The sequence below is a fragment of the Collinsella sp. AM34-10 genome (genome assembly GCF_003469185.1).
Classification (GTDB): domain Bacteria; phylum Actinomycetota; class Coriobacteriia; order Coriobacteriales; family Coriobacteriaceae; genus Collinsella.
Window position 1 is genome coordinate 96542 of record NZ_QSIL01000001.1, and the last position, 26571, is coordinate 123112.

The 26571-nt window shown below is 60.6% G+C and carries 31 protein-coding genes; 29 read left to right on the top strand and 2 right to left on the bottom strand.

Translation table 11 applies throughout. The annotated features are described in order from the left end of the window. Positions 1–110: 110 nt before the first annotated feature. From ygeW to hydA, 3 genes are all read left to right on the top strand, one after another. Positions 111–1313: a knotted carbamoyltransferase YgeW gene (gene ygeW, locus DW823_RS00420; protein ID WP_118079414.1), complete on the top strand. Its 1203-nt coding sequence runs from the start codon at positions 111–113 to the stop codon at positions 1311–1313. A gap of 150 nt (positions 1314–1463) precedes the next feature. Then, the gene (locus tag DW823_RS00425; protein WP_158567232.1) at positions 1464–2078 is read left to right on the top strand and encodes a nucleotidyltransferase family protein; all 615 of its coding nucleotides are present in this window, start codon (positions 1464–1466) and stop codon (positions 2076–2078) included. An 8-nt stretch (positions 2079–2086) separates the two neighbouring features. After that, positions 2087–3454 carry a dihydropyrimidinase gene (gene hydA / locus DW823_RS00430; protein WP_118079418.1) on the top strand — a complete coding sequence of 456 codons (1368 nt, stop codon included), beginning with the start codon at positions 2087–2089 and terminating at the stop codon, positions 3452–3454. Between the two features lie 118 nt (positions 3455–3572). Here the strand turns inward: hydA and yqeC are convergent, their stop codons facing one another. Continuing rightward, the gene (gene yqeC / locus DW823_RS00435) at positions 3573–4307 is read right to left on the bottom strand and encodes a selenium cofactor biosynthesis protein YqeC (RefSeq protein ID WP_118079420.1); all 735 of its coding nucleotides are present in this window, start codon (positions 4305–4307) and stop codon (positions 3573–3575) included. 102 nt (positions 4308–4409) lie between these two features. Between yqeC and yqeB the strand changes: the two genes are divergently transcribed. The 24 genes from yqeB (at position 4410) to DW823_RS00555 (ending at position 20526) form a co-directional block, all read left to right on the top strand. Continuing rightward, a complete protein-coding gene (gene yqeB / locus DW823_RS00440; RefSeq protein WP_118079422.1) occupies positions 4410–5204 on the top strand; it encodes a selenium-dependent molybdenum cofactor biosynthesis protein YqeB in 795 nt (264 codons plus the stop codon). Between the two features lie 9 nt (positions 5205–5213). Next, complete coding sequence (locus tag DW823_RS00445) at positions 5214–6257, top strand: XdhC family protein (protein WP_118079424.1); 1044 nt, start codon at positions 5214–5216, stop codon at positions 6255–6257. A gap of 201 nt (positions 6258–6458) precedes the next feature. After that, on the top strand, positions 6459–7772 hold the full coding sequence (locus DW823_RS00450; RefSeq protein ID WP_158567233.1) for a uracil-xanthine permease family protein: 1314 nt from the start codon (positions 6459–6461) through the stop codon (positions 7770–7772). A gap of 307 nt (positions 7773–8079) precedes the next feature. Beyond that, the gene (rplE, locus tag DW823_RS00455) at positions 8080–8637 is read left to right on the top strand and encodes a 50S ribosomal protein L5 (RefSeq protein ID WP_006235260.1); all 558 of its coding nucleotides are present in this window, start codon (positions 8080–8082) and stop codon (positions 8635–8637) included. Between the two features lie 79 nt (positions 8638–8716). After that, positions 8717–8902 (top strand): type Z 30S ribosomal protein S14, encoded by a 186-nt coding sequence (locus DW823_RS00460; protein WP_022094280.1) that lies wholly within the window; start codon positions 8717–8719, stop codon positions 8900–8902. Positions 8903–9021: 119 nt separating this feature from the next. Further along, a complete protein-coding gene (gene rpsH, locus DW823_RS00465) occupies positions 9022–9420 on the top strand; it encodes a 30S ribosomal protein S8 (RefSeq protein ID WP_006235262.1) in 399 nt (132 codons plus the stop codon). Positions 9421–9453: 33 nt separating this feature from the next. Next, positions 9454–9990 carry a 50S ribosomal protein L6 gene (gene rplF / locus DW823_RS00470; RefSeq protein ID WP_118079428.1) on the top strand — a complete coding sequence of 179 codons (537 nt, stop codon included), beginning with the start codon at positions 9454–9456 and terminating at the stop codon, positions 9988–9990. Between the two features lie 75 nt (positions 9991–10065). Further along, entirely contained in the window at positions 10066–10434 is a 369-nt protein-coding gene (gene rplR / locus DW823_RS00475; protein ID WP_055252235.1) for a 50S ribosomal protein L18, read from the top strand. A 14-nt stretch (positions 10435–10448) separates the two neighbouring features. Continuing rightward, positions 10449–10973 (top strand): 30S ribosomal protein S5, encoded by a 525-nt coding sequence (rpsE, locus tag DW823_RS00480; RefSeq protein WP_006235265.1) that lies wholly within the window; start codon positions 10449–10451, stop codon positions 10971–10973. Positions 10974–10975: 2 nt separating this feature from the next. Next, positions 10976–11158 (top strand): 50S ribosomal protein L30, encoded by a 183-nt coding sequence (gene rpmD, locus DW823_RS00485; protein WP_006235266.1) that lies wholly within the window; start codon positions 10976–10978, stop codon positions 11156–11158. Between the two features lie 3 nt (positions 11159–11161). Continuing rightward, positions 11162–11611, top strand: a complete 450-nt coding sequence (rplO, locus tag DW823_RS00490) for a 50S ribosomal protein L15 (protein ID WP_006235267.1) — start codon at positions 11162–11164, stop codon at positions 11609–11611. Beyond that, complete coding sequence (secY, locus tag DW823_RS00495; protein ID WP_118079430.1) at positions 11605–12891, top strand: preprotein translocase subunit SecY; 1287 nt, start codon at positions 11605–11607, stop codon at positions 12889–12891. The genes rplO and secY overlap by 7 nt, the downstream gene beginning before the upstream one ends. Before the next feature lie 18 nt (positions 12892–12909). Continuing rightward, a complete protein-coding gene (locus DW823_RS00500) occupies positions 12910–13536 on the top strand; it encodes an adenylate kinase (RefSeq protein WP_006235269.1) in 627 nt (208 codons plus the stop codon). Beyond that, positions 13533–14321, top strand: a complete 789-nt coding sequence (gene map, locus DW823_RS00505; RefSeq protein ID WP_118079432.1) for a type I methionyl aminopeptidase — start codon at positions 13533–13535, stop codon at positions 14319–14321. Before DW823_RS00500 ends, map begins: the two co-directional genes overlap by 4 nt. Before the next feature lie 146 nt (positions 14322–14467). Beyond that, positions 14468–14686: a translation initiation factor IF-1 gene (gene infA / locus DW823_RS00510; protein ID WP_035137443.1), complete on the top strand. Its 219-nt coding sequence runs from the start codon at positions 14468–14470 to the stop codon at positions 14684–14686. A 147-nt stretch (positions 14687–14833) separates the two neighbouring features. After that, positions 14834–14947 (top strand): 50S ribosomal protein L36, encoded by a 114-nt coding sequence (rpmJ, locus tag DW823_RS00515; protein ID WP_006363204.1) that lies wholly within the window; start codon positions 14834–14836, stop codon positions 14945–14947. 14 nt (positions 14948–14961) lie between these two features. Continuing rightward, positions 14962–15336, top strand: coding sequence for a 30S ribosomal protein S13 (gene rpsM / locus DW823_RS00520; protein ID WP_022094275.1), 375 nt, complete (start codon positions 14962–14964; stop codon positions 15334–15336). Between the two features lie 14 nt (positions 15337–15350). Continuing rightward, positions 15351–15755, top strand: coding sequence for a 30S ribosomal protein S11 (rpsK, locus tag DW823_RS00525; RefSeq protein WP_006235274.1), 405 nt, complete (start codon positions 15351–15353; stop codon positions 15753–15755). 19 nt (positions 15756–15774) lie between these two features. Next, positions 15775–16371, top strand: coding sequence for a 30S ribosomal protein S4 (gene rpsD / locus DW823_RS00530; RefSeq protein ID WP_006235275.1), 597 nt, complete (start codon positions 15775–15777; stop codon positions 16369–16371). A gap of 32 nt (positions 16372–16403) precedes the next feature. Further along, entirely contained in the window at positions 16404–17345 is a 942-nt protein-coding gene (locus DW823_RS00535; protein WP_006235276.1) for a DNA-directed RNA polymerase subunit alpha, read from the top strand. A gap of 30 nt (positions 17346–17375) precedes the next feature. Then, positions 17376–17843, top strand: coding sequence for a 50S ribosomal protein L17 (gene rplQ / locus DW823_RS00540; RefSeq protein WP_006235277.1), 468 nt, complete (start codon positions 17376–17378; stop codon positions 17841–17843). Positions 17844–17935: 92 nt separating this feature from the next. Continuing rightward, on the top strand, positions 17936–18760 hold the full coding sequence (gene truA / locus DW823_RS00545) for a tRNA pseudouridine(38-40) synthase TruA (RefSeq protein ID WP_118079434.1): 825 nt from the start codon (positions 17936–17938) through the stop codon (positions 18758–18760). A gap of 119 nt (positions 18761–18879) precedes the next feature. Then, entirely contained in the window at positions 18880–19959 is a 1080-nt protein-coding gene (locus DW823_RS00550) for a glycosyltransferase (RefSeq protein WP_118079436.1), read from the top strand. Positions 19960–20088: 129 nt separating this feature from the next. Next, positions 20089–20526 carry an arginine repressor gene (locus DW823_RS00555; protein WP_022094272.1) on the top strand — a complete coding sequence of 146 codons (438 nt, stop codon included), beginning with the start codon at positions 20089–20091 and terminating at the stop codon, positions 20524–20526. 215 nt (positions 20527–20741) lie between these two features. Here the strand turns inward: DW823_RS00555 and DW823_RS00560 are convergent, their stop codons facing one another. Further along, positions 20742–22949 carry a transglycosylase domain-containing protein gene (locus DW823_RS00560; protein WP_118079438.1) on the bottom strand — a complete coding sequence of 736 codons (2208 nt, stop codon included), beginning with the start codon at positions 22947–22949 and terminating at the stop codon, positions 20742–20744. 160 nt (positions 22950–23109) lie between these two features. On the opposite strand from DW823_RS00560, the gene DW823_RS00565 reads away from it, so the two are divergent. Both DW823_RS00565 and tyrS read left to right on the top strand, forming a co-directional pair. After that, positions 23110–25086 carry a U32 family peptidase gene (locus DW823_RS00565; protein ID WP_118079440.1) on the top strand — a complete coding sequence of 659 codons (1977 nt, stop codon included), beginning with the start codon at positions 23110–23112 and terminating at the stop codon, positions 25084–25086. A gap of 96 nt (positions 25087–25182) precedes the next feature. Continuing rightward, a complete protein-coding gene (gene tyrS / locus DW823_RS00570; protein WP_118079442.1) occupies positions 25183–26394 on the top strand; it encodes a tyrosine--tRNA ligase in 1212 nt (403 codons plus the stop codon). Positions 26395–26571 lie beyond the last annotated feature (177 nt).

Below are 26571 nucleotides of genomic sequence, written 5' to 3' on the forward strand. Positions count from 1 at the left end.
CCTCAACGGTGGCGGGTCCTCGTCATGACGCTCTGCATGCTCTAGCCACACGCGCATGCCGGAGCGCGTCTACTCATTGCGATCGTTTCACCTTTAGAAAGGACATTTACATGGACGTCAAGTTTACCGAGCTCGTCGAGCAGCTGAACGGCCTCGATTTTAAGGGCATGTACGGCAGCGACTTCCTGCACACCTGGGATAAGACCACCGACGAGCTCAAGGCTCTCTACATCGTCGCCGACGCCCTGCGCGAGCTGCGTGAGAACAACGTTTCGTCCAAGATCTTCGACTCGGGCCTGGCTGTCTCCCTGTTCCGCGACAACTCCACCCGTACGCGCTTCTCTTTCTCTAAGGCCGCCAACCTGCTCGGCCTTGAGCTGCAGGACCTGGACGAGAAGAAGTCCCAGATCGCTCACGGCGAGACCGTCCGCGAGACCGCTACCATGATCTCCTTCATGGCCGACGTCATCGGCATCCGCGACGACATGTACATCGGCAAGGGCGACGCCTACATGGCCGAGGTCTCCGAGTCCGTGCAGCAGGCCTACGAGGACGGCGTTCTGGATCACCGTCCCACGCTCATCTCCCTGCAGTCCGATTCCGATCACCCCACGCAGTCCTCTGCCGACATGCTCTACCTCATCAACGAGTTTGGCGGCCTTGAGAACCTCAAGGGCAAGAAGGTTGCCGTCACCTGGGCCTATTCGCCCTCTTACGGCAAGCCGCTGTCCTGCCCGCAGTCGCTGATCAGCCTGCTGCCCCGCTTTGGCATGGACGTCACCCTGGCCCACCCCGAGGGCTACGACCTCATGCCCGAGGTCGTCGAGCGCGCCAAGGGTTATGCCGCCGAGTCCGGCACCACCTTTAAGCAGGTCAACACCATGGCCGAGGCCTTCGAGGGCGCCGACATCGTGATCCCCAAGAGCTGGGCTCCGTTTGCCGCCATGGAGAAGCGCACCAACCTGTACGCCGAGGGCGACGACGCCGGCATCGCAGCGCTCGAGAAGGAGCTGCTCGCCCAGAACGCCACCCATCAGGACTGGTGCTCCACGACCGAGCTCATGGAGAAGACTGCCAACGGCCAGGACACCATCTTTATGCACCCGCTGCCCGCCGACATCTCCGGTGTCTCCTGCGAGCACGGCGAGGTTAACGCCGACGTCTTCGACATGCACCGCGTGGGCATGTACAAGGAGGCCAGCTACAAGCCGTACGCCATCGCTGCCATGATGTTCCTGCAGAAGGTTGCCGATCCCGCCACTACCCTCAAGGCCCTCGACGAGCGCAACACCGCCCGTTGGTTCCAGGCCTAAAGCTGGGCTGAGGTAAGCCATGTAAAGGGGGCGCTCTGCCAACCGGCGGGGTGCCCCTTTTTGCATCGTGGGCGTGAGGGATAAGCGCTTTCGATGTAGATGCCCCGCGACGCGAGTTATGGGTACGATGGTTTCAGGGGAGGTATCGCCATGAAACTTGGTTGCGTCATTATGGCTTCGGGCGAGGGTAAGCGGTTTGGCTCTAACAAGATGCTTGCCGATATCTATGGCGAGCCGCTGATTGCCTGGACTATCGATTCGGTTCCCCGGGACTTTGACGTTGTGGTTTCGACGCGTTGGCCCGAGGTCGCTCAGATTTGCGAGGACAAGCATTGCCCGTGCGTGCTGCACAATGGCGCGCTGCGCAGCGAAAGCGTCCGTGCGGGCCTTTCGTGGGGAGTCGAACGCAACTGGAAAGGCTGCCTCTTTTTGCCGGGCGACCAGCCGCTCGTGAGTTCGGATTCTTTTGAGGCTATGGTTCGTGCGTTTGACGAGCGTGGCCGCAATCATCCGGTACGCTTGGCGTGTCATGGTGAACCTTCGAGCCCGGTGCTCTTTCCGGCGGAACTGTTCGATGCACTTATGTGTCTTGAGGGCAAGGACGGCGGCGGTTCGATTCTCAAAGGCCGCGTCGACGTTGCGCTGGTTGAAGCGCGCGCCTATGAGCTGTGGGATGTCGATACCGCCGAGGGGCAGCGACGCATAACGGAGCATATCGCGGCCTGCTCGTATTTTGATCGCGTGGCCAACTGTATTAATCAATAAGGAGCAACATGATCATCATCAAAAACGGCGCGCTTGTGACGCCCCAGGGGCTTCGCCGCGCCGATCTTGCCATGGAGGGCGACAAGATTGTGCGGATTGCCGCGGCAATCGGGCCGGGCGAGGGCGATGCCGTCCAGGACGCCACCGACTGTTGGGTGTTTCCCGGCTTTATCGACGGCCACACGCACATGCAGTGCTGGACCGGCATGGACTGGACGGCCGATAGCTTTGAGACCGGTACGCGTGCGGCTGCCTGCGGCGGCACGACGACCATTGTGGACTACGCCACGGCCGATCGCGGCGTGACCATGCCCGATGCCTTGGCCGAGTGGCACCGGCGTGCCGACGGAACCTGCACGGCCAACTACGCTTTTCATATGGCACTCGCCGAGTGGAATGAGCGCAACCGTGCCGACCTTTCGGCCATGCGCGAGGCGGGCGTATCGTCGTTCAAGACCTACTTTGCCTACGACCATCTGCGCCTGGACGATGCCGAGACGCTCGAGGTGCTGGAGGAGCTCAAGCGTATTGGCGGCATACTGTGCGTGCATTGCGAGAACGGTACGCTGGTGAATGAGCTGCAGAAGCGCGTGTTTGAGCAGGGTATCCACGGGCCCGAGGGCCATGCGCTCAGCCGTCCGGATGTGTGCGAGGCCGAGGCCGTGAGCCGTCTGCTATATCTGGCGCACTTGGCCGGCGACGCACCGGTCAACGTGGTGCACCTTTCGACCAAGCTGGGGCTCGAGGCCATTCGCGCTGCCAAGGCGCGCGGGCAGAAGAACATCTATGTCGAGACCTGCCCTCAGTATCTGATGCTCGACGACACCTGCTACTTGGAGCAGGGCGAGGACGGCTTTGCGGGTGCCAAGTATGTGATGAGTCCGCCGCTGCGCCATGCCGGCGACCGCGCGGCTCTGCGCGAGGCGCTTGTGGCCGGCGAGATCGATACCATCGCCACCGACCACTGCAGCTTTAATTTGCACGGGCAAAAGGACCGCGGGCGCGACGACTTCCGCGCGATTCCCAACGGCGGGCCCGGCGTGGAGCATCGCCCCGTCGCGATTGCCACGAGCTTTGAGGGGCAGCTGGGCCCCGAGGACCTCTGCCGCCTGATGAGCGAGAACCCGGCGCGCGTGTTTGGCATGTACCCGCGCAAGGGCTGTCTTGCCGAGGGCTCCGATGCCGACGTGTGCGTGTGGGATCCCCAGGCGCGGTGGACGATCAGTGCCGCGACGCAGCATCAGGCTGTGGACTACACGCCGCTCGAGGGTTTTGAAGCACATGGCCGCGCCAAAGCCGTGTTTGTGAACGGCGTGCTGGTAGCGCGCGACGGCGAGCCCACCGGAGCCCAGCCCGGTCGCTACGTGCCCCGCTAGCAGAAAGGGCGCCGGATTCCCTTCGCAGTTGCGGTGGAATAGTTCCTGTTTAGCCGCCAAATAGGCCGTTTCAGGAACTATTCCACCGCAACTTATAGGTCTGGTGGGGCAGCGCCGGCTATTTGAGGCTGGTGGCGACGATGGGGCGGCTGAGGGCGGCCCCGAAGCAATCTGCCATTGTTGGGTCGGCAAGTGTGTCGACTTGGTTGAGCATGACGCGGGCATTGTTAAGCTTCAGCGCCTGCAGCTCAGCATTGAGCACCTGGGCGACGCGCTCTGGGGTGGCAGCGTCGGTGGGCTCGCAGCCGCAGCGCTCGCAGAAGAGCTCGGGGCGGTGGACAACCTCGGCGACGGGCTTGCCCAGCCCCGAGGCGCCGACGACCCAGACAACGTTTGCCGTGGCGGCGGGAATTACCGGCTCCCAGGCGGCGTGGGCCTTGAGTGGGAGCCGCTTGCTGCCATCTGCCTCGGCCAACACATAGTCAAAGCGCTGCGCCAGTTCGTTGAGCGGCTCAGCGGGGGCGGAGAGCTTGCCTGTCTCCGGGTCCAAGACGCCTGCCTGGCAGATGCTTCCACGCGCAAGGCCCGCGCAGGCCTCGCAGGTGCAGCCTGGGGCGTGTAAGGCACCTGGCTTCCAGGGCGCGGCGTCCAGGCGACGGCTCGACCCGTCCCATGGCACGCCGGCGACGGGAAACATATGCGTGGTGGTGCAGAGGAGTACGCGGCCGCCAGCGCGCATAAGCTCAAGACCCAGCGTCTTCAGCAACGTCGACTTGCCGCCGCTGCCGATAATCGCGGTAATACCCGGCTCGATCCTGAGCGCCGAGGCAAGATTGCCGCTAACCGTTTCCATCTGTTCACCGCCGTATAATACTGTGATAATAAATAATCATCAGAGTAGCGGCCGAACCGCTTTAGCTCTGCTCAAACCGTAGCACAGGGAGGTGCCCCGGGAATGCTCGTTTATGTTCGCGGTGCCGGCGATATCGCCACGGGCGTCGCCGCTCGCTTGGTGCGCGCCGGCGTATCGGTTGTCATGGCTGATATCGCGGTTCCCACGTGCATCCGTCGCACAATCAGTTTTTGCGAGGCCATTCGCCTGGGCGAGGTCCAGGTCGAGGGCATTCGCGCTCGCCTGGCGCAGACGCCGACAGAGGCGCTCGAGATTACCCAAGCGGGGGATGTTGCCGTCGTGGTAGACCCCCAGGCCAAGATGCTCGACGAACTGAAGCCCGCTGCCGTGGTCGACGCGATTTTGGCCAAGCGCAACCTGGGCACTACGCGCGACATGGCGCCTGCAGTCATCGCCGTGGGGCCGGGCTTTACCGCGCCGGTTGACTGCGACGCCGTGGTCGAGACCATGCGCGGGCATTTTCTCGGCCGTGTCATTACCCAAGGTTCGCCCCAGCCCAACACGGGCGTGCCGGGCATTATCGCCGGCTATGGCAAGGAGCGCGTTATCCACAGCCCCGCCGCCGGCGTGTTTAGGTCCGACCGCGCGATCGGCGACATCGTGAGCGCCGGCGAGTGTGTTGGGTATGCGGGTGATACTCCCATGGTCACGCAGATTGACGGCTGCTTGCGCGGCCTTTTGGCCGACGGCGTTCAGGTGACCGAGGGCTTTAAATGTGCCGACGTCGATCCGCGCGGCGATGCCAGCTATATCAACTATATTTCGGACAAGGCGACGTCGGTCGGCGGCGGCGTGCTCGAGGCACTCGCTATGCTCACCGATGTCTTTAGAGGATAGAAGGCGGCAATGGAAAAGCTCGATGTGGTGAATGCGGCGCTTGCCGCCCTGCGTGCTGGCGAGACGTGCGAACTCGTGGTCGTGGCCGGCACGGCGGGGTCATCGCCGCGCGGCGTGGGCGCCTGGATGGCCGTCTTTGCCGATGGCAGCCAAGCGGGCACCATCGGCGGTGGCAAGATTGAGCTCTTTGCGCTGGACGAGGCGCGCGAGCTGCTGGCCGCAGGGCAATCGCGTCTGGTCCGCTACACCATGGGCGGCGAGAACTCCGATACCGGCATGATCTGCGGCGGTGCCATCTGCCTGTGCTACCTGCATCTGGATGCGACTCAGGCACCGTTGTTCCAGTCGGTTGCCGACGTCTTGGCCTATCGGCGCATCGGCGACTTCGTCATCGACTTTGAGCCGTTTATCGCGAGCGCGCTCGAGGGCGATGTGGTTGAGTACCATGGCGAGACATCGCGCCATACCATTGCCGGCTGCCCCGAGCTTTCGCTGGTGGAGGAGGGGAGTAAGGTCACCTACACCAACGCCGCCTCCGAGATTCCCCCGGCGCACATCGAGACGCTCTGCCCCGAGGGCCTGACCTACATCTTTGGCTGTGGACACGTGGGCGCCGCGACGGCGCGCGTACTCACGGCGGCGGGCTTTGCCGTTGTGGCGTGCGATGACCGCCCCGGCACGCTGACGCCCGAATGGGTGCCCGGTGTCTACGATCGTCGCCTGGTCGACTACAAGAACCTGAGCAAGCAGTGCCCCATCGGCCCGCGCGACCTGGTGGTCGTCGCCACGGCGGGTCACAAGTCCGATATCGACGTGGTGATCCAGGCAATGCGCGCCAAGCCTGCCTACCTGGGCTGCCTGGGCTCGCGCCGCAAGACGGCCTTTGTGCGCGCCCGCTTGGAGCAGGAGGGCTTTACGCAGGAGCAGATCGATGAGCTGCACCTGCCGATCGGCGTTGCCATTCAGGCCGAGGACCCCGAGGAGATCGCCATCTCCATCGCCGCCGAGATGATCCACCTGCGCCGCACCAAACTCGTCCCCCGCAAGCGCTAATCTCATCCCCATATATGAGTTGCGGTGAAATACGGACCGTTTAAGCCTGTTAAGCCGTCAAACAGTCCCTATTTCACCGCAACTGCTGTTTGACCCCGGGGGATGCAGGATTGCGGGCCAAAATGCTACCTGTGCCATATGTCCTATAATGTCCGCCCGTTGAGCGGCATGGGGCCGCTGCCTAGGGTATGGGAGGCGCAAATGGCAGAGTCAGCAGCAGGGGATGCCCTGTTCGAGCGAACGGGAAAAGTTTCGTTTGTGCAGGTATTGCCTCATGCATTGCAACATGTGCTGGCGGCGTTCGCGGGCATCGTCACGCCCGCCATCATCATTGCGTCGGTCTGCGGCTTTACCCCTCAGGAGGAGGCCGCCGTCATCCAGGCGTCGCTCGTCCTCTCGGCGCTCGACATTTTCCTTCAACAGTTCCCCATAAAAGGTGTCGTCGGTTCGGGCCTGCCCATTGTGATGGGTGCGAGCTTCACCTTCGTGCCGGCGCTCAAGGCAGTCGGTCTCGAGCTTGGCTTTGAGGCCGTGCTGGGTGCCCAGGTAATCGGCGGCGCGCTCGTCGCGCTCTTCGGCCTACTGTTTAGGCGCGTGAGTTTTCTGTTTCCGGCCCCGGTGCTCGGCACCGTCATCTTTGTGATCGGCCTGTCTCTGTGCCCGGTCGCTGTGGCTTCTATGGCGGGCGGGGAGGGCGCTGCCGATTTCGGCAGTGTCACCAACTGGGCCGTCGCGCTCGTGACGTTTGTCGTCACCTTTATAGCTGGCAACTACGGCAAGGGCGCGCTTAGGCTGGGCAGCATCCTGGCCGGTATCTGCGCGGGCTTTGTTTTGGCTGCGGTGTTGGGCATGGTCGATTTCTCGGCCATCGCGACCGCCAGCTGGTTCGCCCCGCCGGCCCTGGGCGCCCATCGCCTGGTGTTCGACCCTGCCGCGTGCGCCGTTGTGGGCGTTGTCGCCATTGTCAACGCCGTGCAGGTTATGGGCGAGTTTGCCGCCGTGTCGTCCGCCGCGCTCGATACCCCTGCGACCGATAGCCAGATCTCGGGCGGTCTGATCGCCAACGGCCTGGTCGGTATGCTGTCGGGCTTTTTGGGCGGCGTCCCCACGGCAACCTTTGGCCAGAATGTGGGCATTATCGCCGAGAACAAGGTCGTCAACCGCATGGTCTTTACGCTTGCCGCCGCCATCTTGCTCATCGCGGGCCTGCTGCCCAAGTGCGCGGCAGTGCTCACGTCCATTCCGCAGCCGGTAATCGGCGGCGCCACGATCGGCGTGTTCGCGACCATCGGCATGAACGGTGTGGTCATGTTTGCCCGCCACGGCCTGCCTCAGCGCGATACCACGCTCATGGGTCTCTCCATCGCCTTTGGCACGGGCATTGAGCGCACGGCCGGCGCGCTTGCCGGCGCTGGATTCCCCGCCTGGGTCGGCACCGTCTTTGGCGGATCCTCCATTGCCGTCGCTGCGCTCGTTGCTGTGATCCTCAACCTGGTCCTCCCGCGCCAAAAATAACGCCCCATATATGAGTTGCGGTGGAATAGGGACTGTTTAAGCCTGTTAAGCCGCCAAACAGTCCCTATTTCACTGCAACTGCTTTTTGGGACCCATTTGTGCGGGGGAGTTGTGGAGTTGTGCAGGCAGACGAGGTTTTTCTGGAAATATGCACCCAATGCGCGTATAGTACCGATTGTTTTGTCGGCTCCTGCTGCGTCGAGTCCAAACCGCAAAATGCCATGAGCGGCGCGGATGCAGCCAGGAGGCACGAGGACAACCCATCGTGGCCACGCCCCGTGCTTAAAACCCCAAGAAGGAGTGAACAATGGCAGAAGAGAAGTATGTGCCGCGTCTGAAGACCAAGTACAACAACGAGGTCAAGCAGCAGCTTCAGGACAAGTTCCAGTACGAGAACGTCATGATGATCCCCAAGTTTGAGAAGATCGTCGTGAACATGGGTGTCGGCGAGGCCGCTACCGATTCCAAGGCCATCGACGGTGCCGTGCGCGACCTGCGCGCTATCACCGGCCAGCAGCCGATGATCACCCGTGCCCGCAAGTCCATCGCTACCTTCCGCCTGCGCGCTGGTATGCCGATCGGCTGCAAGGTTACCCTGCGTGGCGACCGTATGTGGGAGTTCTTCGATCGTCTGACCTCCGTCGCGATCCCCCGTATCCGCGACTTCCGCGGCATCTCCGCCAAGAGCTTCGACGGCCGTGGTAACTTCTCCATGGGCGTTACCGAGCAGCTCATCTTCCCCGAGATCGACTTCGACTCCGTCGATCACCAGCGTGGTATGGACATCACTTTCGTGACCACCGCCAATACCGATGAGGAGGCCAAGGCCCTTCTGGACGCCTTCGGTTTCCCGTTCAAGAAATAGGTTCACCTGCCCTATAAGCGCCGTTCCCACAAGGGGGCGGCGCTTGGGGCGAACAATACTCTATGTGAGGAGGATATAAGTGGCTAAGACATCGATGATCGTCAAGTGCAATCGCAAGCAGAAGTTCTCTACTCGTGAGTACACGCGCTGCCAGCGCTGCGGCCGTCCGCACTCTGTGTACCGCAAGTTCGGCCTGTGCCGTGTCTGCTTCCGTGAGCTTGCACTCAAGGGCGAGCTTCCCGGCGTTAAGAAGGCCAGCTGGTAAGTCACTACCAGCGTTTCAAGCATCCGTTTGGAACAGGGAAAACGCGCTAAATAGGCTTTGCCGTTAAGGGCGGCGAAGAACCAAGAGCACGTGTTCATCAAGAACGAAGGAGAATCTGTATGAACCTTACAGACCCGATCGCAGATATGCTTACGCGCATCCGTAACGCTAACTCTGTGAACAAGGCCACGGTCTCCATGCCGAGCAGCAAGAAGCTCGTCGAGATCGCTCGTGTTCTGCACGAGGAGGGCTACATCGAGGGCTACGATGTCGAGGACACCGTTCCCCAGAAGACTCTGCACATCACGCTTAAGTATGGTCCCAAGAAGGCTAAGGTCATCAACGGCATCCGCCGCATTTCCAAGCCGGGCCTGCGTAAGTACACCGGCGTTGCCGACATGCCCCGCGTCCGTGGTGGCCTTGGTACCGCCATTATTTCCACCAGCCATGGCGTCATGACCGACCGCGATGCTCGCAAGCACAACGTCGGCGGCGAGATCATCGCTTACGTCTGGTAATTCGCTCGGTAGGTAGAAGGAAAGGAGATCACCGTGTCTCGTATCGGTAATAAGCCTGTCCAGATTCCCGCCGGAGTCGAAGTGGCAGTCAACGGCAACAACGTTGTCGTCAAGGGCCCCAAGGGCCAGCTCGAGCTCGATGTTTTTGAGAAGCTCACCATCAACGTCGAGGACAACGTCCTCACCGTTTCCCGTCCCGACGACGAGCGTGAGACCCGTGCCCGCCACGGCCTCACCCGCGCCCTCATCCACAACATGGTTGTTGGCGTTTCCGAGGGCTTCGAGAAGAAGCTCGAGCTCGCCGGCGTCGGCTACCGCGTGCAGCAGAAGGGCAAGAACCTCGAGTTCTCCCTGGGCTTCTCGCACCCCGTGATCGTCGAGGCTCCCGAGGGCATCACCTTCGAGGTTCCCGACAACACCCACGTGAACGTCAAGGGTATCAACAAGCAGCAGGTCGGTCAGATCGCCGCTGAGATCCGCGGCCATCGTCCTCCCGAGCCTTACAAGGGCAAGGGTATCCACTATGTTGGCGAGCACATCCGCCGCAAGCTGGGTAAGGCCGCCAAGTAGTCGTTACCGACTCACTCGCATAAGACCAGCACCCCGTTAGGTGCTGGCAAGATCAACCTTTTTAGGAGTTTACGTATGAACAAGCATAAGGCGAAGCTGGAAGGCCTCAAGCGTCGTCAGCGTCGTGTTCGCGGCAAGGTCTCGGGTACCGCCGAGCGTCCGCGTCTTCGCGTGACCCGTACCAACGCCAACATCTATGCCCAGATCATCGACGACAGCAAGGGCTCCAGCCTGACGCTCGTCTCCGCCTCGACCCTCGAGGCCGAGTTCAAGGGCACCCACACCTCGAACAAGGAGGCTGCGGAGAAGGTCGGTCAGCTCGTTGGCAAGCGTGCCATCGAGGCCGGCATCACCAAGGTCGCTTTCGATCGTGGTGGCCGTATCTACCATGGCCGCGTCAAGGCCCTCGCCGACGGTGCTCGTGCCGCCGGTCTCGAGTTTTAGGAGGTATGTAGCACATGGCTCGTAATCAGAAGCAGCAGCGCGAGGCCTCCGAGTTCGAGGAGCGCGTCGTTTACATCAACCGCGTGTCGAAGACCGTCAAGGGTGGTCGTCGCATGAGCCTCGTCGCTCTCGTCGTCGTTGGCGACGGCAAGGGCAACGTCGGCGTTGGCATGGGCAAGTCCGCTGAGGTGCCCATGGCCATCTCCAAGGCGTCTCTCGATGCCAAGAAGAACATGTTCCACGTGCCGGTGACCGAGCAGGGCACCATTCCGCACGAGGTTCTCGGCCACTTTGGTGCCGGCCGCATCATCATCAAGCCCGCTGTCGAGGGTACCGGCGTTATCGCCGGCGGCGCTGTGCGTCCCCTCTTCGAGCTTGCTGGCATCAAGAACGTCCTGTCCAAGTCCCTCGGTACCGACAACGGCCTCAACATCATCAAGGCTGCCGTCGAGGGCCTCAAGGAGCTCTCCAGCCCTGAGGACGTCGCGGCTCGCCGTGGCCTGACGGTCTCCGAGATGTTCGTCGGTAAGGAGAACTAAGCATGGCTGACACCATCAAGATCAAGCAGGTCCGCAGCACCAACGGTTGCAAGCAGGACCAGGTCCGTACTGTCCGTGCCCTCGGTCTCCACAGGATCCGCGAGGTTCGCGAGATTGCTGACAACGAGTCCGTCCGCGGCATGATCTTCAAGGTCAAGCACCTTGTCGAGATTGTAGAGGAGTAGCAAATGCAGCTTCACGATCTTACTCCCGCGCCCGGTTCCACCAAGAACCGCAAGCGCGTCGGCCGTGGCAATTCTTCGGGTCACGGCACCACTTCTGGCCGCGGTCAGAAGGGCCAGGGTTCCCGCTCTGGCGGCACCAAGGGTGCCGGCTTCGAGGGTGGCCAGACTCCGCTGGCTATGCGCCTGCCCAAGCTTCCGGGCTTCCGTAACCCCCGTCGTATCGAGTACACCGCTGTTAACGTTGAGCGTCTCGAGCGCAAGTTCGAGGACGGCGCTGTGATCGACGGTGCCGCTCTTAAGGCCGCTCGCATCACCAAGAGCGAGTTCGAGCCCGTCAAGGTGCTCGGCAATGGTGAGCTCACCAAGAAGTTCACGGTCAAGGTCGACAAGGTCAGCGCTTCTGCGCAGGCCAAGATCGAGGCCGCCGGCGGAAAGGTCGAGCTGCCGTGCTAAATGGTCTTAAGAATGCTTTCCGCATCAAAGAACTGCGCGAAAAGATTCTTTTTACCATAGCTATGCTCGTCGTGTACCGCGTTGGTGCGCACGTTCCTGTGCCCGGCATTCCCTTCCAGGGGATGCTGGGCCTTTTCTCGACCGATAACAATTCGGTCGCCGCAGGTGCTATGGCCCTCCTGAATCTTTTCTCTGGTGGCGCGTTGAGCTATGTTTCGGTGTTCTCCCTGGGCATCATGCCTTACATCACCAGCTCGATCATCCTCCAGATGCTCCAGGCCGTTGTGCCTTCCCTGCATGAGCTTGCCCGCGAGGGCGAGGTCGGTCAGACCAAGATCACGCAGTATTCGCGTTACCTCACCCTGGCTCTGGCAATCCTCAACTCCGTGGGTTACCTCTTCCTCTTTAAGAGCTTCGGCATCAGCTTTACTGGCGCCGGCGCTCCCGAGATCATCTTTGACCTCATGATCGTCGGCACGCTCACCGCGGGCGCCATGCTGATCATGTGGATTGGTGAGCTCATCACCCAGCGCGGTATCGGCAATGGCATGTCGCTGATCATCTTTGCGAACATCATGGCCGGCCTGCCGCAGGCGATCTTCTCCAGCACCGAGGGCAATGCCGGTGGCATCATCACCATGGTGATCATCTGCGCCATTATCCTGCTGGTCATCCCGCTGATTGTTTTCCTTGAGCGCGGCCAGCGCCGCATCCCGGTCTCCTACGCTAAGCGCGTCGTGGGCCGTCGCATGATGGGTGGTCAGACCACCTACCTGCCCATCAAGGTCAACACCGCGGGCGTCGTGCCGATTATCTTCGCTTCGGCGCTGCTGTACTTCCCGGCCCAGATTGCCGTGTTCTTCCCCGGCATCGGCTGGATTCAGGCAGTTGCCTCTGCGCTTTCGACCGGTTGGCTCAACTGGGTGCTTAATGTTGTCCTCATCGTGTTCTTCGCGTACTTCTACACCTCCATGGTGTTCAACCCCGATGACACGGCCGACAACCTTAAGAAGCAGGGCGGCTTTATTCCGGGCGTCCGTCCGGGTAGGGCTACCGCGGCCTACATCAAGAACGCGCTCAACAAGATCACGCTTCCCAGCGCTGTCTTTTTGGCGCTCATCGCCATCGTGCCTTCGATCATCTTCTCCTTCACGGGTAATCATCTGATCCAGGCATTTGGCGGCACGTCCATCCTCATCATGGTCGGCGTCGTGCTCGACACGGTCGATAAGCTCGAAGGCCAGATCAAGATGTATGATTACGATGGATTCTTTAAATAGGCTAGAGGAGGATTGCTCATGAACCTCGTATTGCTCGGAGCTCCGGGTGCCGGTAAGGGCACCGTCGCACAGGAGCTCGTCGCCGAGTTTGGCGTCGCTCACATTTCCACGGGCGACCTGCTGCGTGCTGCCGTCAAGGGTGGCACCGAGCTTGGTATTCAGGCTAAGAAGTACATGGACGCTGGCGAGCTCGTTCCCGACCAGCTCGTGATCGACCTTGTCAAGGAGCGTCTTGCCGCCGATGACGCCCAGCAGGGCTTCATCCTCGATGGCTTCCCGCGCAACACCGCCCAGGCTGTGACGCTCGATTCCGAGCTCTCCGCCATGGGTCGCGAGATCGACTGCGCCCTTCTGGTCGATGTGGCCCCCGAGGTCATCATCGACCGCCTGTCTTCGCGTCGCACCTGCCGCGCCTGCGGTTACACCGGCACCGCCGCCGATGCCACCTGCCCCAAGTGCGGCGGCGAGATGTATCAGCGCGACGACGATAAGCCCGAGACCATCAAGAACCGTCTCGACGTCTACGAGAAGTCCACGAGCCCGCTCGTCGACTACTATCGTGGCCAGGGTCTGCTCAAGTCGGTCAACGGTGATCAGGCTCGCGAGACCGTGTACGGGGATGTCAAAGAGGCTCTCGGTCTATGATCAAGATTAAGTCTGCAACGCAAATTGAGCAGATGAAGAAGGCAGGAGCGCTATCTAAGATGGCGCTCCGCCACGTTGGGGCCATGGTTCGCCCCGGTGTGTCGACCTTCGAGCTCGATCAGCTCGCGGAGCAGATTATCCGCATGCATGGCGGCACCCCGGCCTTTAAGGGTTACGGCGGGTTCCCCGGAACCATTTGCGCATCAATCAACGATGCCGTGGTCCACGGTATTCCCAACCCCGATATGATCCTGCGCGATGGCGATATCATCTCCATCGATACGGGAGCCGTTCTCGACGGTTGGGTCGGCGATAACGCTTGGACGTATTTCGTCGGCACCCCCACGCCCGAGGCCAAGGCCCTGTGCGAGGTTACGCGCGATTGCCTAAAGGCTGCCATCGAGCAGGCTGTTCCCGGTAACCATATCGGGGACGTCGGGTATGCTGTTCAGTCCCTCGCCGAGTCTCACGGTTACGGCGTGCTTCGCGATTACGTGGGGCATGGTATCGGTCGTGTGATGCACGAGGACCCCAACGTTCCAAATTATGGAAAGAAGGGGAGAGGCGTTCGCCTTCAGGCTGGTATGGTTATCGCCATCGAGCCGATGGTAACGATGGGTTCCAATCATGTGAGCACAGGCTCCGATGGTTGGATCGTTACGACCAACGACCATCTGCCCGCCGCGCACTACGAGAACACCGTCGCCATTACTAATGACGGCCCGGTGATTCTTACCACGGATGCCCAGGGTGCTTGGTGCTCCTTGCAAGGAGGCGAGATGTAGAGGCCGCGTTCAAATTCGTCGGCATTTACATTTCAAATGTAACAAGTTCCACTTAGATGTGGAGCCATTACGAAGATATTACGATACGTGCATGCGTATTGTAGAATACTCAATCGCTGTCGTTTTCTAGAGAAAGATGATTGCTTGTGAAGAAGGAAGACGCAATTGAGCTCGAGGGTACGGTAAAGGAGCCGCTGCCCAACGCCATGTTTAAGGTTGAGCTCGAGAACGGTCATTCGGTTCTGTGCAATATTTCTGGCAAGATCCGAATGAATTACATCCGCATTCTCCCCGGTGACAGGGTTGTCGTGGAGCTTTCCCCGTACGACCTGACCCGCGGTCGCATCACCTATCGCTATAAATAGCGGCACGCATACACGCTCTTTTCCGACTGCAGGCTTAGCTCAACCTACGGTCGGTTTGCGTGTGAAGACCAGCCATAGTTTTAAACGCCTGCGGCTGGGCGAGTAGATAGTAGGGAAGTAGTTTGAGCGCTACCGAAAGGAAGAACGATGAAGGTACGTCCTTCGGTCAAGAAGATGTGCGATAAGTGCAAAATCATTAGGCGCCATGGCAAGGTCCTCGTCATTTGCGAGAACCCCCGTCATAAGCAGCGTCAGGGTTAAGAGAGGAGACTACGTTGGCCCGTATTAATGGTGTCGACCTCCCGCGTGAGAAGCGCGTTGAGATCGGTCTGACCTACATTTACGGCATCGGCCGCACCACTGCGACGAAGATCTGCGTCGAGTGCAACGTTAACGTGGACACGCGCGTTAAGGACCTCACCGAGGATGAGGTTAACGCCATCCGCGATTATATCGATAAGAATCAGATCATGGTTGAGGGCGACCTCCGCCGTGAGCGCAACCAGAACGTCAAGCGCCTTATGGACATCGGCTGCAACCGCGGCCTTCGTCACCGCAAGGGCCTCCCGGTCCGCGGCCAGCGCACCCACACTAACGCTCGTACCCGCAAGGGCCCGAAGCGTCAGATCGGTGCTAAGAAGAAGAAATAAGGAGCGCTAGATAGATGGCTACTGCTAAGAAGAACGTTCGCGCTGCCCGTCTGAAGCGCGCGGACCGTAAGAACATTTCCGTGGGCCAGGCTCACATTCGTTCTACGTTCAACAACACGATCGTTTCGATCACCGATCCCCAGGGCAACGTCATTTCCTGGAAGTCGGCTGGCCAGGTGGGCTTCAAGGGCTCCCGTAAGTCCACGCCGTTCGCTGCCCAGATGGCTGCCGAGGCCGCTGCCAAGCAGGCCATGGAGCACGGTATGAAGAAGGTTTCTGTCTTCGTTAAGGGCCCCGGCTCCGGTCGTGAGACCGCCATCCGCTCCCTCCAGGCTGCTGGCCTCGAGGTCTCGAGCATCCAGGACAAGACCCCCATTCCGCACAACGGCTGCCGCCCCAAGAAGCGTCGCCGCGTGTAACTGAAAGGATCGTATCAATATGGCAATCGACAGGACTCCTGTTCTTAAGCGCTGCCGTCAGCTCGGGATCGATCCCGCTGAGCTCGGTTACAGCAGCAAGAAGGAATCTATCCGTCAGCCCAAGCGCCGTCGCAAGGAATCTGAGTACGGCATGCAGCTGCGTGAGAAGCAGAAGGTCAAGTTCATCTATGGCGTTCTGGAGAAGCAGTTCCACGGCTACTTCAACAAGGCCCGTAAGATGAACGGCGTCACCGGTGAGAACCTCATGATTATCCTTGAGTCTCGCCTCGACAACGTCGTCTTCCGTCTTGGCTTTGCCCGCACCCGCAAAGAGGCTCGTCAGTCCGTCCGTCACGGTCACTTCACCGTGAACGGTAAGCGCGTGGACATTCCGTCCTACCGCGTCAAGGCCGGCGACGTCGTCGCTGTCGGCGAGAAGTTCCGTGACCTCCTCCCCATCAAGGAGGCTCTGATTTCCTCCGAGCGCTTTGAGGTCCCTGGCTGGCTCGAGGTCGATATCGAGAAGCTGTCTGGTAACGTGCTCGCTCTGCCGACGCGTGAGCAGATCAGCGGTGATATCAACGAGCAGCTCATCGTCGAGCTCTACTCTAAGTAGTCCATCCGGGCTGCTGAGGCTGGAGGTAATACATGTCAGAATTCATTAGGCCTCAGGTTCAGGTCGAAGAGATCAACGAGACCTCTGCTCGTGTCTCCGTCGAGCCGCTCGAGCGTGGCTACGGCGATACGCTGGGTAACTCGCTTCGTCGTGTTCTTCTGTCCTCGCTCGAGGGTGCCGCCGTCGAGGCCATTCAGATCGATGGTGCGCAGCACGAGTTCATGACCATCCCTAACATGGTCGAGGATGTCACCGATATCGTCCTGAATGTCAAGGGTCTTGTCTTCAGGGCTCTCGGCACGACCGACGAGGCAACCGCCACCATCTCGGTTGACGGCCCTTGCGAGGTCACCGGTGCGGACTTCTTTATTCCGTCCGAGTTTGAGCTGGTCAACCCCGAGCAGCACATTGCTACGCTCACTGAGGGCGGCCATCTCACCATGAGCATGCGCATCGGCTATGGCCGCGGCTATGTTTCTGGCGAGGCCAACAAGCGCGACAACGATCCCATCGGTGTGATCCACGTCGACTCGCTGTACTCGCCGGTTTCCCGTTGCGCCAAGCTCGTTGAGGCTTGCCGTGTCGGTCAGCATACCGACTACGACCGCCTTGTCCTCGAGATCGAGACCAACGGTTCCATCGCCCCGCGCGACGCCGTGGTCCAGGCTGCCAATATCATCAACCAGCATATGGCCGCCTTTATGAACCTTGCCGAGACCCCCGAGGTCGAGGAGGAGGCTTCGATCTTCGCTCCCGAGGTCACCAACGACAACGCTGAGCTGGACAAGCAGATCGAGGATCTGGACCTTTCCGTCCGTTCCTACAACTGCCTTAAGCGCGCCAGCATTCACTCGGTCCGTCAGCTCGTTGAGTTCTCGGAGAACGATCTGCTCAACATCCGTAACTTCGGTGTTAAGTCGATCGAGGAAGTGAAGGACAAGCTTGAGTCCATGGGCCTGAGCCTGAAGGCTTAATGCTTCGCATATTTGAGGAGAAACTAGACCATGCGTCACAACGTTAAGAAGGGCCTGAAGCTCGGCACCGATGCGAGCCACACCAAGGCCATGAAGAAGAGCCTTGCTAAGGCCCTCTTCGAGAACGACCGCATCAAGACCACCGAGACCCGCGCTAAGGCGCTGCGTTCGGTCGTCGATCCGATCATCACCTGGGCCAAGAAGGGCGACCTGCACTCTCGTCGTCTGGCTATCGCCAAGCTCGGCGATAAGCAGCTCGTTGCCGAGATCTTCGACAAGGCTGCTCAGGGCATGTGGCAGGACCGCAACGGCGGTTACACCCGCATCATGAAGCTCGGTAACCGCAAGGGCGACAACGCTCCGATCGTTATCATGGAGCTCGTCACCGAGCCTTGCACGCCCAAGGCCAAGAAGGCTGCTCCGGCCCCCAAGAAGGCCGCTGCTCCCAAGAAGGTCGAGGCTGTCGAGGAGGCTCCTGCTGAGGAGACTGCTGAGTAGACATTCCGTCTGCATAGGCTATATTCGAGGGGTACGTTCGCGTACCCCTCTTTTTTTGTCGCAATACCGTTGCTTGTTTGTAGGGAGCGCCCATGACTGCGCCGTCTGATTTCAATTCGACCCCCGAGCTCGACGCCACCCTTGTATTTCGTGTGGCCTATGATGGCTCCTCCTATAGCGGATTTGCCGAGCAGCCGGGCCAGACGACGGTTGCGGGTGAGTTGCGCCGTGCAATCGAGACGTTGCTGCGTCGCCCAATCGATCTGACGTGCGCGGGACGTACCGATGCCGGCGTGCATGCGGTGGCCCAATACATCAGCGTGCCCGTAACGGACGCTGAGCTCGCCTTGACGCGCCGTAGGTGGCTGCGGGCTATGGATGCTCTGCTGCCCAAAGATATCGCCATAAACGAGGTCTACAGGGCCCGTAAAGGCTTTTCTGCACGTTTTGACGCGCGTTCTCGCACGTACACTTATCGCATCGCCGACCGTGATGCGCGACCCGTGCTGTCACGCGGTGCAGTGTGGTGGCATCGCTATCCCCTCGACGTCGATGCGATGGCGGCCGCCTGCCCTGCGCTTTTGGGCGAGCAGGACTTTAAGAGCTTTTGCAAGGTCGCTTCTGCCGTGGGCAAACCTACGCACCGCTGCGTAATGCGTGCCGAGTTTGGCCATGAGGTCGCCTTTGGCGAGGACATCCTCACGTTTACCATCGAGGGCAATGCGTTTTTGCATTCGATGGTTCGAACCATTGTGGGCACCCTTGTCGAGATCGGCATGCATCGCCGCGATCCCGAGTGGATGCGCGAGGTAATTGATGCCTGCGATCGCTCCGCTGCCGGTCCTACGGCGCCCGCATGCGGTCTTACCTTTATGGGCGTGGACTACGACCCCGCCGAGCTTGTGGTGCTCGATTAGGGAAGTGGCTGCCTGACGGCGATCTTTGTGTGCGGCGCCTGTGGGCGGGGCGTGTGCAACATCTGTTCTTGACGTGCATCGCGACGGGCGACCGCCCGCATTAATTAACGGGGTGTACCATGAACGACAGTTTGTTACTAGCTGTCGAGAGGACGGAAAACTTGGTTCGACGTGGTTCGCATCCGCGACTTTCGGTGATCCTGATTGTTGAGGGTTCGCCCAGCTATGCGATGCGCGCACTCGAGAGCATCCAAAACCAAGACCTCTACGATTTGCAAATTGTCGTCGTTTGCCGCGGCGTGGTAGCCGGTGTGCGCCATTCGCTCGAAGTTGCCGCCGACAGGGACATTCATATTGATTTGATTGATGTTGAGGACCCAGCGCCTGGTGCCTGCCTGCGTGCCGGCTTTGCGGCTTCGCGCGGCTCCCAGATCATTGCGATGAATGCCAATGAGTGGTTTGCGCCGCAGTCCCTTTCGCAGATGGTCGAAAGCTCCTGCGACGCTTCTGCTGACATCGTGTTTCCCTCTGTTTCGCTCGATCGCTACGATGTTCACCGCGAACGTCATTCCCGAGTTTTGGACGCGACATCCGTTTCTGAAGATGAGGACCGGGCGGCTTGCCTGACCCAATTGGTTTCCTGTGGTTTAATCCGACAGACCTCTGGCGTGCTGTATGATCGCGCCCTTTTTGAGGCGTGCCTTGCGCATGGCGATGCGTTTCGCACGGTGTCTTTTTTGACGTTCGCGCTTTCGCAGGCAAAGCGCGTTTCGGGATGTGGCCGTGCCCGTTTTCATGCAGTGGCGCCGTCGATTACGGAGACGTTTGACCCCACGATGTTTGCCAGGCTTTCTGATGATATCGGGGCGCTCGACAGGCTTGCCGACTCGCTTGCCGTCGCGGGCGGTGGCGATCAGTTGAAGCAGGTCTGCCAGCGGTATTACTACGCCGGCCTGGTTGCCTGCATCGAAAATTTGTGTCTGAGCCCCCATGGGGTGTCTTCAATAGAGCGTTCGGCCCGTTTGCATGATATGCTCGAAGCGCAGCGTACCCGTCAGATGGTTGTGGCTCTTAAGGGCAATCATCGGGGCTTAGGTCTGCTCTATGGTTCGATAGCTAGTGCCAAGCCTATGCGGTGTGCGTTGTATACGCATCTGGCGGCCTTTTTCAATCGTTCGGGCGTCAGGACTGTCCAGTAGCGTGATTTTCGAAATAAATTGCATGGAATTGTTTCGAAATGCGTTCTTATTCACTAAAACCCTCAAATAGCGCTAAACTATTCAATTACTAAGTGATTGTCTCCGCCATCTTTTGGAGTGAGGTTTTGTATGGCCAAAAAACGCAATGGGCGCCAGGATGCCATCAGAGATATTGTTCGCAATAAGGACGTACGTACGCAGCGCGTTTTGGTAGACGAGCTTCGCGCCATGGGTTTCGATTGCACGCAGGCGACCGTTTCGCGCGACATCGCGGACATGGGACTGCGTAAGCTCCCCGAGGGCATCTATGTCCTTGCCGAGGACCTGCATCTGCAGCGCATGGTTTCCGAGCTGGTTACCGGCGTACTGCGCACCGATAATCTGGTTATGATCAAGGCGCAGCCCGGTACGGCTTCTGGTATTGCCGCAGCGGTCGATGCCGCGGAGCTGCCCGACGTACTCGGCTCGCTTGCCGGCAACGACACGATCTTAGTCATTGCGCAGACGGCCGAGGACGGCGAACGCCTTGAGGCGCTCATCAACAAGCTGAGTAACTCTCACAAGTAGGGGATGCGTGGCACTGCTGCTGTGCCGATTGTTGCTATAGGTAATTGCCGAGGGCGTTGACGAAGGTCAGCGCTCTTTTGCATGCCGGCACCCGTTGCTCTATCGGTCCTGCAGCCGGGGCCGTCGTGGCATCTTGTGACATCTGCCGAAATAAAGAAGCGCCCGAGCAGCGTACGTGCTGCTCGGGCGCCTTGGTGTCAGATGCCGCTTTGCGTCTACTGGCCCGTAGAGGGGTCGGGCGTGGGCGTAGGATCGGGGGTAGGCGTCGGCGTGCCACCGTCGCCACCCGTGCCACCGTCGCCACCCGTGCCACCATTGCCACCCGTGCCACCGTCGCCACCTGTCGTACCGCTATCGCCGGTGGTGTTGCCGCCCGGGGTTTCAGTGGTCGTGGTTGTCGTTGTCGTTGTGGTGGTCGTGGTCTCTTCCTCTTCTTTTTCCTCGTCTTTATCCTCTTCGTCTTTCTTTTTGTTGTTTGTGCCGTAGAACTTCCAGACGTTATTGTTCTTGTACGTGGGAGCCGTTCCGGTCTGGAATTCCTCGCGCTCGGTGCCCGCAAGAACGGTGTTCATGAACTTCTTAAAGACGGGCAGGTTGGTGCTGTCGCCCAGCAGGTCCGAACCGTACTTTTGGATGGGAATCTCGCCTGCGGAATAACCGGTCCACAGGGCGCATGTCAGTTGCGGCGTGAAGCCGCAGAACCACAGGTTGGTGGTGTTGTCAGTGGTGCCCGTCTTGCCGGCATAGGGCTGGTTGACGTTCAGCGCGCCGGCGGCACCCGTGCCGCTGCCCTGCATGACGCCGGATAGAACATCGGTAACCGCGGCAGCCTCGCCTTCGGTGAGCACCTGCGTGGGATTGTCGGTGTGCTGGTACAGAACCGAGCCGGTACGCGAGTCGATCTCGGTAATGGCGATGGGCTGACGGTAGTAGCCACCGTTGGCAAACGTTGCGTAGGCAGATGCCATCTCGAGCGGTGAGATGGACCCGGTGCCGAGCGTCATGACGGGAACGTCCTCAATATTGTCCTTGGCGGGATCGATGCCGAGCTTTTTGACGAGCGACATGATCTTGTCATTGCCGATGGCTTCGGCCACCTGAATGTAGCCGGTGTTGGATGAGTATGCCGTTGCCTGCTTGAGCGTGATGTTGCCATAGCTCTGGTTGCCGTAGTTTTGCACCTCGGTCGTGGTGCCCTTGGCCTTGAGCGGCGAGTTGCAGTTGAGGGTGACGTTGGGGTTCATGCCGTTTTGGATGGCAGTTGCCAGCGTAAAGGCCTTAAACGTGGAGCCCACGGGGCGCTTTGCCGTAGCGTGGTTCACGTGATTCTCGTCGGCGTTGTAGTCGTAGCCGCCTACCATGCACTTGATGTAGCCGGTCTTGGGGTCAACGACGACCATGCCCATGTCCAGGCCGTCGAGCGAAAGCGTGTCGAGCTGCGAGCGCACAGCCTCCTCGGCCACCTGCTGCATGGTGGGGTCGATGGTGGTCTTGACGGTCAGACCGCCCTTAAAGAGCACGTCGGTGGAGAACTCCTGCTCAAGCAGCTGCTTAACGTAGGAGACAAAGTAGGGCTGAGAGTACACATCGACGCCACTGCCCGAAATCTCGGTCACGTTAAGCGTGATGGGCTCAGCCTGTGCGGCATCGTGCTCTTCCTGCGTGATGTGGCCCAGACGCAGCATGTTGTCCAGAACCTTATTGCGGCGGGACAGCGCCAAGTCGGGATTAACCGTGGGGTCGTACTGCGAGGGCGAGTTGGGAAGGCCGATGAGCAGCGCGGCCTCGCTCAGGGTGAGGTTGGCGGCGGTCTTGGACAGATAGGTCTCGGCGGCGGCCTCGATGCCATATGCTCCATGGCCGTAGTAGATGGTGTTGAGGTACATCATGAGGATCTCGTCTTTGGAGTACATATCCTCCATCTTGATGGCGATATAGGCCTCGCGCACCTTACGCTCGATGGTCGAGTCGAATTGTTCCTCCTGCAAGATGGTGTTGCGAACCAGCTGCTGGGTGATGGTCGATGCGCCCTCGTGGCCGCCGGTGAGGGTTGCCACCGATGCGCGTGCAATGCCCCAGAGGTCGATGCCGCCATGCTCGTAGAAGCGCTCGTCCTCAACGTCAACGGTGCCCTGCAGCACGTACGGGGACACTTGGTCCTTGGTGATGGACTTGCGGTTTTGCGTATAGAAGCTGGCGATCTTGTTGCCGTTGCAGTCAACAATTTCGGTAGGCTCGCTGACCAGATAGGCGTTGGCGTCGGTGTAGTCGGGCAGGTCGGACAGCCAGCGGTTGACGTTGCCGATCATGCCGATGCCAAATGCTACGCCCGCGATGAGCAAAAAGCCCAAAAGCGAGAGCAGGATGACGGGCAGGGCGTGCGTCTTAGAGCGACCGTGTCCCTGTCGTTGGCGAGGACCCATATATTGACCTCCAAGTATGTCGTGCCAGGCGGCGGGTATGCGTCGGGCAGGATGGACATAAGTTATTACACGATAAACCAATCGGGCCGCGCGAGGCCTCGTGTATGCTGGTTGACGGCAATTAACAGAGTGATTGCATACCTTGGTAAGGAGTTTGCCGATGGCGATTTGGGCGACGGAATCGAGCGAACAATGCGAAAGCGAGTTGGCGGCGGCTGAAGTGGCGCTGCCCGAACTGCTGGCGCCTGCTGGCGGGCTCGACCAGATGCTCGCGGCGATTGCGGCGGGTGCCGATGCCATCTATGCGGGGCTGGACGGATTCAACGCTCGAGTGAGCGCGCATGGCTTTAGCGATGATGAGTTCGCGCGCGGTTGTGCCGTGGCCCATGCCCATGGCGTGCGTGTGTACGTGACGCTCAACGTTTTCGTGTTCGATGATGAGTTTGCCGACGCCGTGGCGTTGGGGGCGCATGCGCGCGCGTTGGGTGCCGATGCGTTGATTGTGGCCGATGCCGGGCTGGCCTGTGCGCTTCGTGCGGCGATTCCGGGGGTCGAGATTCACCTGTCCACTCAGGCGGGCGCTCATAGCGAGGGTGCCGTGCGGTTGGCTGCCAAGGAGTTGGGCGTTGAGCGCGTGACGACTGCGCGCGAGCTGAGCGTTGCAGAGATTGAGACGCTTTGTGCTACTGGCGTGCCCATCGAGGTGTTCTGCCACGGCGCTATTTGCATTGGATACTCGGGTGCGTGCGGGTTCTCTGCCCTTCGACGTGGCCGCTCTGCGATGCGCGGTGATTGCACGCAACCGTGCCGTCTATCCTATGACCTGGTGGACGAGGCGGGGCAGAGTGTTGTCGCTGTCGAAGGGGATCGCCTGCTTTGTCCGCGTGACTATCTGGGCATCGCGCATCTGCCCGAGCTTGTTGCCGCCGGCGTGGCATCGCTCAAGATCGAGGGCCGCATGAAGAATCCCGACTACGTCTTTAACGTGGTGAGGGTGTGGCGTCGGGCGCTCAATATGCTGCGCGACGGCACATGGGATGCCGATGCGGTGCCGGCGCTTGAGCGCGAGCTGGGAAGGTCGTTCAACCGCGGCTTTACCGATGCGTATCTGCGGGGTCGTTCGGGCGCCGAGCTCATGAGCTTTGAGCGCGCGATCAACCAGGGCGTGCGCGTGGGCCACTTGGTGGCGGTGGGTCACGAAGAGGTGACGGTTGAGCTTGATGCCGCCGTGGCGGCGGGCGATACGCTCGAGATCCGATTTTACCCGGGTGCCGACGCGCGTCCCGATGTGCCCAAGCGCTGGCCACAGGTGCCTTGCCCCGTGGACGCCGCTGCGGGAGAGCGCATCGTCGTGCATTGCAAACGCAAGGTGGACGCGGGCTGCGAGGTCTATCTGATTCGCAGTGCCGGCGTGCTGGGGCAGACGGCAACGGTGTTGGAGCGCATGCGGGTCGAGGCAGATGCGGTCGCGCCTGTTGAGCAGTCCGTTGGGGTACTGCCGTTTGAGGGCGTTCTGGCAGATGGCGGTGTACCGACGGAGTTGGCGGGACCGGCGGAGCCGGCAAAGCATGAGGCTTTTGCTCGAATGGTCTTTGCCTGGGAGCTGATGGATTTGGATCCGCGCGATGAGCGGGATCTGTCCGATGCGACGGTGGTGCTCGACGAAGTGTGCCGCGCAGGCGATATCGAGCGGACTCGGGCGCTTATGCAGCGTGCCGGGCGTGTGGTTTGCCGCAACCTGGGGCAGGTGGCGATGGCCCGCGAGCTGGGCACGGCGTTTGACGTGGCGGCGCCGGTGTTCTGTGCCAATCGGGCCACGCTTGCCTGGCTGCGCGGGCTTGGCGCGGGGTGGGTATACTTGCCTGCCGAGCTGCTCAGCAATGATAGGGAGCGTATTGCCGAGCTGGCTGCTGAACCCGGCGTCTTGGGTCCGGTCGACGCCGACCGTCCCGAGCTCATGGTGTGCGAGCACTGCCTGCTGACCGCCGAGGGCGTCTGTGCCACCGATGCGACGGGGCAGGTCCGTTGCCGCGACTGCTTGCGTCGTCGGCAGGTGCGATATCTGGTCGAGCGTGACGGTACGCGTCTGCCAGTTGCCATCGACGCATGCGGCAGGACGAGGATTTTCCTGTCGTAGATGCTGCGTCGCGTCAGTTTGTTATCATAAGAGAGTTTATGGACTTCCAGCACCGCCGTTTTCGGCGAGGGTGCTATAGCAAAAGGAGGATACCCAATGCTGTCTGTTGACGAGCAAATGCGTATCATCACCTCGGGCGCCGCGCAGATCGTTCCCGAGGCCGACCTTCGCAAGAAGCTTGAGAAGGGCGAGCCCCTCAACATCAAGCTCGGCGTCGACCCCACCAGCCCCGATCTGCACTTGGGCCACGCCGTGCCGCTGCGCAAGATGCGTCAGTTCCAGGACCTGGGCCACAACGTCACCCTCATCATCGGCAACGGCACCGCGTTGATTGGCGACCCTTCGGGCAAGAATTCCACCCGTCCGCAGCTTTCGCAGGAGCAGATCGAGGCCAATGCCGAGACCTACGTGAGCCAGGCCATGAAGATCCTGGATCCCGAGAAGACCACCATCGTGCACAACGGTGACTGGATCTTGTCGATGGATCTGGCCGGTCTGCTGCAGGTGTGCTCCAAGTTCACCGTCGCCCGTATTCTCGAGCGCGACGACTTTACCAAGCGCTACCAGTCTCAGACGCCGATCGCCCTGCATGAGTTCCTGTATCCCGTGATGCAGGCTTTCGACTCCGTGCAGATCAAGGCCGACGTGGAGATGGGCGGCACCGACCAGCTCTTCAACCTGCTTGCCGGCCGTGAGCTCATGGAGAAGATGGGCATGGAGCCACAGATCGCGCTCACCATGCCGCTGCTCGAGGGCACCGATGGCGTCCGTAAGATGTCCAAGTCCTACGGTAACTACATCGGCCTGACCGACGCGCCCAAGGATATGTTCGGCAAGACCATGTCCATCCCCGACGAGATGATCGGCAAGTACTACCGCCTGGCGAGCTCGCTCACCCCGGCCGAGGTCGACAAGATCGACGCTGCCCTGGCCGACGGCTCCGCCGATCCCTATGAGCTCAAGCGCGCTCTGGGCCGCGACCTGTGCGACACCTACCACGGCGCCGGTGCAGGCGACGAGGCTCAGGCCGAGTTCGACCGCGTGTTCAAGGAGGGCCAGCTCGCCGACTTCCCCGAGAAGCACATTGAGCTGACTGTTAACGACGAGGGCCAGATCTACCTCGCCGGCCTGCTCAAGGACCTGGGCCTTTCGGCCAGCGCCGGCCAGGCCCGTCGCGACATCGACGGCGGCGGCGTCAAGATCAACGGCAAGGCCGTGGCTCCCAAGAGCTACAACATCGACCCCAGCGCCCTCAAGCTGGGCGACACCCTCTCCGTGGGCAAGCGCAAGGGCTTTAAGTTGGTCTAGCAAGTAGGTCAACCTAACATGTGCAATAGGGCCGCAGCCGGGATTCCCGACTGCGGCCTTTTTAGATGATCCCTTGGGGACGGAGGAAAACGGATCACCGAGGGGGTCGGTTTGGCCCGGTGATCCGTTTTCCTCCGTCCCCAAGGGATCATTTGGCAGTGCCGTTAAGCGGAAGGG